The sequence below is a fragment of the Kitasatospora griseola genome (assembly GCF_014648555.1).
GTDB lineage: Bacteria > Actinomycetota > Actinomycetes > Streptomycetales > Streptomycetaceae > Kitasatospora > Kitasatospora griseola.
This window is the reverse complement of sequence record NZ_BMRI01000031.1, coordinates 27,137-34,102: the sequence shown is the minus strand read 5'-3', so window position 1 is coordinate 34,102 and position 6,966 is coordinate 27,137. Positions and strand designations below refer to the sequence as shown.

Here is a 6,966-nt window from a genome sequence, read left to right as displayed (position 1 = left end):
GGGGGCGGAGGCGGCTGCGGAGTGCGGCGAGGGCGGTGTGGTCGGCGGTCGCGTCGAGGCTGCCGGTGGTGTGGTCGAGGACCAGCTGGCGGGTGTCTCGGCCCTGGGCGCGGGCGAGGCTGACCTGTTGGCGTTTGCTGCTGGGTCGCGGGGCGTCGGGTGGACGGGGTGCGGTGAGTGGGTGGGTTCGGTCGGGTGAGGTCATGGTGTGGGCCCCGTGGGGTCGGTGGTGAAGAGGGCGCGGTAGGCGGGGGAGGTCCACAGGGTCTGGTGCGGGGCGAGGGCACGGAGGCGGCCGCGGTCGAGCCAGGCGACCAGGTCGGCGTGTGCGGCGAGGGCGGCGCTGCGGGTGGCGCACAGGCGGGTGCGGTGGGCGGCGTGGGTGCGGAGTGCGGTGAGGACGGTGGATTCGGCGGCCGTGTCGAGGCTGCCGGTGGCGTGGTCGAGAACCAGCAGGCGGGCGTCCCGGCCCAGGGCGCGGGCCAGGCCGACGCGCTGGCGTTCGCCGCCGGACAACGGGGCGTCGGACGGTGGGGTGCGGTAGCCGGCGGGGAGCCGGCGCAGGAAAGCGTCCGCCCCGACGGCGCGCGTCGCGGTCACCAACTGCAGCTCGGGGAGGTCGAGTTGGCCGAGCGCCAGGGCCTCCGCGATCGTCTCGCCGTACAGCACCGGATCGGCGAACGCCACGGCGACGGCCGCCCGCAGCTGCTCCGGGCGGACGGCGGCGAGGTCGGCGTCGTCGAGTCGCACCGCGCCCCGTCCGGGGCGGAGCAGGCCGGCGGCCAGGGCGGCGACGGCGGAGGTCGCGGCGTCGTCCGCACCCACCACCGCGACCCAGGCGCCGGCCGGGACGGTCAGGTCCAGATGGTCGAGCAGGAGGCCGGAGCCGGTCCGGACCACCACCCGCCGGAACTCCAACCTGCCATCGCCGGGCGGAAGTTCGGCGGTGCCCGGGGCTGGAAGCGGGACCGCTTCGAGCTCGGCCAGCCGGACGGCGGCGGACCGCGCCCGGGCCAGGTCCAGCAGACTCTGGGCCGCGCCGAAACCGCCCAGGCCGACCGTGGCGTAGGCCATCGCCGCGGCCAGACCCCCGGGGGTCAGGTGTCCGGCGGCGAGGTCCGCGCCGGCCACGGCCAGCACCGCGACCTGGGTGGCGGGGGCCAACAGGCCGACCTTCCAGGCGGTTTCACGCTGGCTGTGCCACAGGGCGTGGCCGTGCCGGGCGAGCTCGGGCAGCGGGCGCAGCACCCGGGCGAGCTCGGTGGAACGGGCGCCGGCGGCGGCGATCGACGCACTGCCGCGCAGCGCCTCCACCAGCCGGGAGGCGATCTTGGACTGCGCGGCCTGGTAGGACTCGCCGTGCCCGGCGGTGCGGCGAACCTGACGGCGGATCAGCAGCCAGCCGGCCGGCGCGGCGAGCAGGAACGCCACGGCAGGGCCGGGCGAGAGCAGGAACAGGCCCGTCACCGCGCCCGCCGCAGTGACCAGTTGGGCGACGGTGTGCACCACGGCCGCGCCGGCCAGCGCGGCCTGCGGGGCACTGCCGGTCAGCCGGGCCGCGATGTCGCCGGCCGTCGGGCCGCCGGCCGCGCCCGACAGCACCGTGTCCGCGCCGACCCGCCGGATCACCGCCGAACGCAGCGCGCCGCCCACCGCGGCCGCGCCGCCGGGCGCGGCGTACTGCGAAGTGGCCTCGGCGACCGCGGCCACAACGACCAGGACCAGCAGCGGAGTTGCGGACGCCGGGCCCGCGCCGGCCAGGATCCGGTCGATCGCCCGGGCGAGCACGCGGGGCAGCAGCAGGGTGCAGGCGGTGCCGGCGGCGACGGACAGCGCCAGTGCGACGGTCCACCGCCGCTTCAGCGTCAGTACGGACCGCAGCACGGGGACGGGGGCGGGCGAGGCGGTGGGCACGGTGGCTCCCGGTGTGCGTGGCCGAAAGGGCGCCGGACATGCGGAGCCGGCCGTGCGCGAGGCGCACGGCCGGCCGGGGTTGCTCAGAGACAGAGCAGGGTGCTGACGGTGCTGTTGGTGCAGTTGACGACACTCAGGGAGCTGAGCACCGAGCGGTACTCGGTGGTCTCCTCGGGGGTCTCCAGCGCCTGCAGGTCGAGGATCGCCATGACAGTCTCCTAACGGGACACAGGTGGTGCTGCGGTTTCTCCGGCGGTCGCCGGAAAATCGTGGGGCGGCATGACCCGGCCGCGACGGGGCGGGGGAGCGGGCGTCAGGACCCGCGTCCGGGGGTGGTTCAGCTCTCGGCCGGCCAGAACGGCATCGGCGGGCTGCCGTCGTACACCGAGGCCAGGGCCGTCAGCACGCCGGCGGTGCCGGTCGCCAGGTCCATCGAAAGGCGCAGCAACTGCTCGCCGGGGAACGCCGGTCGGCCGTTCCGGGGCAGCACGTGCCAGGCCAGGCGGCGGACATGGCGGTCGATCAGGTCGTCGTCCGGCCCGGCGTCCAGGCCGAGCAGGGCGATCAGCCCGGCGCGGCCGTTGAACAGGCCCGGCTGCACGATGAACTCCGGTTCGGCGGCGGCCCGGATCAGCGCCACCTGCTCGGCGAGCGCGGGATCGGGGCGGTGCCGCAGCAGGGCGTGCGCGACGGCGGCGATGCCCGCGCTGCCGGACTCCAGGTAGGGCAGCACCCGGCTGCCGTCGTCCACCTGCACGGTGCCGTCCTCGGCCGTGACACAGCGGGCGAGGTCCTGGTCGAGGGCGGCCCGGGCAAGGTCCAGCAGGACGGGGTTGTCGCACTCCTCGAACAGGCGGACCAGCAGCAGGGCGGTGCCGCTCGCGCCGTGCAGCAGGCCGGGCCGGGCCGTGGCCGGCGCGGGCTCGCCCAGGCGGAGCGCGGCGACGGCCCGGTCGGCGCTGGCGGCGGCCGCGGCCAGCAGACCGCGGTCGCAGGCGGCGCGGGCGAAGTGCAGCTGGGCCAGGCCGATGCCCGCCAGACCCGCGGACAGGTCGGCGCCCGCGCCGGGCGCCTCGTCCTTGTCGAGGCGGCGCAGCAGGTCGAGCGCGCTGTCGCGATGACCCAGGCGGTCCAGCACCCAGGCGGTGCCGTGCGCGCCGACGAACAGACCCGGTCGGCACGGCTGCCGCTCCACCGCGTCGAGCAGCCACCGCACGTGCCGCGGATCGACGTCCGCGCCCACCGTGTGCAGCGCCCACAGGACGCCGGCCGCGCCGTACGACAGACCGAGGCCGTCGTGGGTGAACTGGGCGGGGTCGCCCGGGAACAGCCGGTCGGCGCGCTCGGGCGTGGCGCTCGCGGCGATCGCCGCCACCAGCCCGTCCCGCAGCCGGGGCCAGCCGCCTCGGCCCTCGCCGAACAGGCCCTCCACGGCGGCGAGTTGCTCCCCCTCGGGCGCATCGGCCTCGGGCAGGTACCCGTCCGGCAGCTCGAAGCGCTTGCGGGCCGAGCGGGCCAGCGCCGCGCCCTTCGCCGGGTGCAGCACGGTCAGCGGCAGCAGCGGCAGGAACGCCCACAGCCGCAGCGCCCGCAGCGCGTGCTCGTCCACCTCGAAGCCGGTCAGCCCGGCCGGTGCGGCGAACCCGGCCGCACCCAGCGCGGGGCGTACGAACTCGTCGACGGGGGAGGCGAGTTCGAAGTCGATGAAGACCACCGAGCCGTCGTCGCGGACGATCAGATTGCGCGGATGGAGGTCGCCGAAGACGATGCCGCGGCCGTGGATGGCGTGCAGCGCCCGCTCCACCGCGTCCAGCACCGCCGTCGCCTCCTCGCGGTACGCGGCGACCGCCGCCTCGTCCGCCTCCGGGTGCACCAGCGGAAAGCGGCGGCCGAACCAGTGGTGCAGCCCCTCGCCCGCCACGTACTCCTGCACCAGGAAGCGGTGCTCCCACGCCGTCAGATCGCCCAGCACCGCGGGCACCGCGTCCAGGCCCGCCAGTCGCTCCAGGATCCGCTGCTCGCGGACCAGCCGCTGCACGGCGTCCTCGCCGCGCTGGTCGAGACCCGCGAACGGGCGGCCCTCCTTGAGCACGACCTGCTCGTCACTGCCGGCCCGCCGCGCCAGGTAGATGCCGCCGCCGTTGGAGAAGTGCAGCGCCCGCTCCACCGCGAACGGGAAGTCGTCGACACTGCTGCGGCCCGCCCCCGCCACCGCCTCCGCCAGCACCGCCGGCACCGGCGCCCAGGACGGCAGGTCGAACGCCGCCCGCCGCACATCGGGACGCAGCACGCCCGACGGCTCGCGCAGCGCCAGCACCAACTCGCCCTCCTCGTTGCGGCACCACTGCTCCGTGAACGCCCCGTAGCGCAGGTACAGCGGACCGCGCCGCCAGCGCAGATCGCTCAGGACGTACGGGCCAGGCGCCCCCGCCAAGGCGTCGTCCAGCTCGGTGAGACATCGCTCCAACTGCGCCTCGTCGGCCGGGTACAGCGTCATGAACTTCCCGCTGGAGCCGCGCGAGGCGTACTTGGCGTTCTGCGTCTGCACCAGCGCCGGGCTGCGCAGGAACTTGAACGCCACCCCGTGCTCGAAGCAGTGCGCCCGCACCACGTCCAGGATCCACGGCGCGTTGTCCAGGCAGGCCGAGACGTGGATCTTCCATCCCTGCTCCGGCAGCGGCGGCGTGGCCGGCTGGTAGCCCACCCACACCTCACGCAGGCTGCGCACCCAGCCGCTCGGCGCGGCTTCGGTGGCCGCCGGGAACTCGTCGCGGGCCGCCCATTGGACCGGGGAGTCGTAGAAGACCGGATCGGCGTAGGAGTACGCCTCGTAGCGCATGTCCATCGGAAGAGCTCTCCATGGCGCGTCGCAGGGGGAGGGGGAGACCCCCGGATGCCGGACGGCGTGAAGCCGGCACAGCACGGCAGCAGGGGGATCGTCGGTCGAGCCGATTGTGCGATCGGCTGACCGCCACCGAGAGTCTGCAAGGGACGGCGCGACCGTCGAAAGAGCTTCGGAAAGGGTTGGCCGGATTCCGCAGGCGCATGCCGGAGGCCCTCCCTCCGGTCCCCGACCCTCCCTTTACCTGCGCTTTCCCGTGCCGGGCGCAGCCGTGTCCGCGGGCCCGCGGACCCCTCCCGGGCGTCCCGCCAGCGCAGACACCCGGAAGCGGACCGTGTCACCGCCCCGCCGCCGCACGCGCCGGCACGGCCGCGCCCGGGTCGCACCTCGGCACAACGTCGGAGCGCACGAGCCCGCGGGCCGGGCCCCGATCCGGCACCCACTGGCCGGTACCCGACCGGCGCGCCAAGGGCGTGCGAGGCGTATCCCTGCCGCCGCACGCGCCCACCATTCCGGCAGCCGCCCCCTCCAACACGCCCCCGGCGTGCGACCGTTGCCGCGCGCCCCACCTGCGGCGTCACGCCCCGGCCGGGCCGCGGATGGCCGGTTGTCGGTCTTCCGGGCCACCCCACCCGGGTAGCACCCCGGCATGGCAACGCACTTCCTCACCGGCGCCGGCTCCGGCATCGGCGCCGCCACCGCCGAGCTGCTCGCCGCCCGCGGCGACCGGCTCTGGCTGCTCGCCCGCGACAAACCCACCGCCGCCCGGCTGCGCGAGCGATTCCCCACCAGCCGCACCGTCGTCGCCGACCTCGCCCACCCCGCCGGCCTCGCCCACGTACTCGGCGGACCCGCCGCCCCGCCCCGGCTCGACTCCCTGCTGCACATCGCCGGCACGGCCGACTGGGGACCGGTCGGCGACAGCGATCACGAGCTGTGGCGCCGCACCCTCACCGTCAACCTGCTCGCCCCCGCCGAGCTCACCCGGCTCCTGCTCCCCGCCCTCCGCACCGCCCAGGGCCACGTCGTCTTCATGAACTCCGGCGCCGGCCTGCACGCCCCACCCGGCCTCGGCGCCTTCGCGGCCTCCAAATTCGCCCTCAAAGCGCTCGCCGAATCCCTGCGCGCCGAAGAACACCCCCACCGCGTCCGAGTCACCACCGTCTACCCCGGCGAAGTCGACACCCCCATGCAACGCCGCCTCCACGCCCGCTTCCGCATGGCCTACGACCCCGCCGCCTGCCTCACCCCCCAATCCGTTGCCGCCGCCCTCGCCGCCGTCCTCGACCACCCCCACGACGGAACGGTCAGCGACCTGACACTGCGCCCGGGCAGCTGAGGGAAGACGGGACGGAGGAGGCGGGGGTGGCTCGGCGTTGGCGGTGCACCCCAGCCGGCGTTCGGCGGCCGGCCGGGGTGCGGGTGGGGCCGTTATGCGGCGGTGAGGTCGATGCCCAGGACGCCGGTGGTGGTGGCGACGCAGAGGCGGCCCTCGTCGGTGAGGGCCAGGCCGACGGCCGGGGCGCCGAGGCGCAGGTCGTGGGTGACCCGCTCGGCGCCGGCCAGGACGACGCGGACCAGGCCGTCCGTCCACGCGGCCGCGCAGACCAGGCCGCCCGGCGTGGTGGCGACGGCGACCGCGGTGACCGGGACGTCCCGGGTCGGCACGGGCGGCGAGAGCGGGCCCCGGCCGGGCATCCAGGCCTGGACGGCGCCGTCCGTGCCGCCGCTGATCAGCAGGTGGTGGCCGCCGTGGTGGGCGAGGTCGACCGCCGTCACCGGTGAGGCGTGGAGCGGGGCGTCGCTGTGCACCGGGTCCGTGCCGTCCCGGTCGTCCAGCAGGTGGACGCGGCCCGACGCGTCGCCCGCCGCCACCGCCCGCTGCTCGCCACCGCGCGCCGCGAGCGCCGTCGCCCCGTCGTCCATGGCGGCCAGCAGCCGCCGCCGCACGGCGTCGGAGGACGGACGGAGCTCCTCGACGGCGCCGCTGCGCCGCAGCGCCCAGGCGCCGCCCTCGTGGCCGACGGCCAGCGCCACCGTGGAACGGTCCGTCAGCCGCGCAAACGATTCGTCGGCGGACCGGCCGGTGGCCGGGTCGAGCACCACGACGTCCCAGCCGACGGCGACCGCGAGACGGTCCTCGTGCCGGGCGAGCAGGTGCACCGGGTCGGCCTCGCCGGCGAACGCCCAACGGGCCCGCCAGTCGTGCC

6 protein-coding genes are annotated in these 6,966 nt (G+C 76.3%); 1 reads left to right on the top strand and 5 read right to left on the bottom strand.

The genetic code is table 11. The features are described 5' to 3' along the window. From IEZ12_RS28875 to lanKC, 4 genes are all read right to left on the bottom strand, one after another. The coding region (locus tag IEZ12_RS28875) for a hypothetical protein (RefSeq protein WP_229848228.1) at window positions 1-205 on the bottom strand (205 nt) is incomplete at its 3' end. Next, window positions 202-1,914: an ATP-binding cassette domain-containing protein gene (locus IEZ12_RS28870; protein ID WP_229848226.1), complete on the bottom strand. Its 1,713-nt coding sequence runs from the start codon at window positions 1,912-1,914 to the stop codon at window positions 202-204. The genes IEZ12_RS28870 and IEZ12_RS28875, both read right to left, overlap by 4 nt. Window positions 1,915-1,997: 83 nt before the next feature. After that, on the bottom strand, window positions 1,998-2,123 hold the full coding sequence (locus IEZ12_RS28865) for a SapB/AmfS family lanthipeptide (RefSeq protein WP_100584098.1): 126 nt from the start codon (window positions 2,121-2,123) through the stop codon (window positions 1,998-2,000). 128 nt (window positions 2,124-2,251) lie between these two features. Continuing rightward, window positions 2,252-4,759 carry a class III lanthionine synthetase LanKC gene (gene lanKC / locus IEZ12_RS28860; protein WP_229848224.1) on the bottom strand — a complete coding sequence of 836 codons (2,508 nt, stop codon included), beginning with the start codon at window positions 4,757-4,759 and terminating at the stop codon, window positions 2,252-2,254. Between the two features lie 646 nt (window positions 4,760-5,405). Between lanKC and IEZ12_RS28855 the strand changes: the two genes are divergently transcribed. Further along, window positions 5,406-6,095, top strand: a complete 690-nt coding sequence (locus IEZ12_RS28855) for an SDR family oxidoreductase (protein WP_043912155.1) — start codon at window positions 5,406-5,408, stop codon at window positions 6,093-6,095. Between the two features lie 92 nt (window positions 6,096-6,187). On the opposite strand, the gene IEZ12_RS28850 is transcribed toward IEZ12_RS28855, so the two are convergent. Beyond that, the coding region (locus tag IEZ12_RS28850; RefSeq protein WP_505744222.1) for a WD40 repeat domain-containing protein at window positions 6,188-6,966 on the bottom strand (779 nt) is incomplete at its 5' end.

Excerpts from the sequence above, each read along its gene's own strand:
- IEZ12_RS28865 (WP_100584098.1), bottom strand. The coding sequence starts at position 2,123 with ATGGCGATCCTCGACCTGCAGGCGCTGGAGACCCCCGAGGAGACCACC.
- lanKC (WP_229848224.1), bottom strand. The coding sequence starts at position 4,759 with ATGGACATGCGCTACGAGGCGTACTCCTACGCCGATCCGGTCTTCTAC.
- IEZ12_RS28855 (WP_043912155.1), top strand. The coding sequence starts at position 5,406 with ATGGCAACGCACTTCCTCACCGGCGCCGGCTCCGGCATCGGCGCCGCC.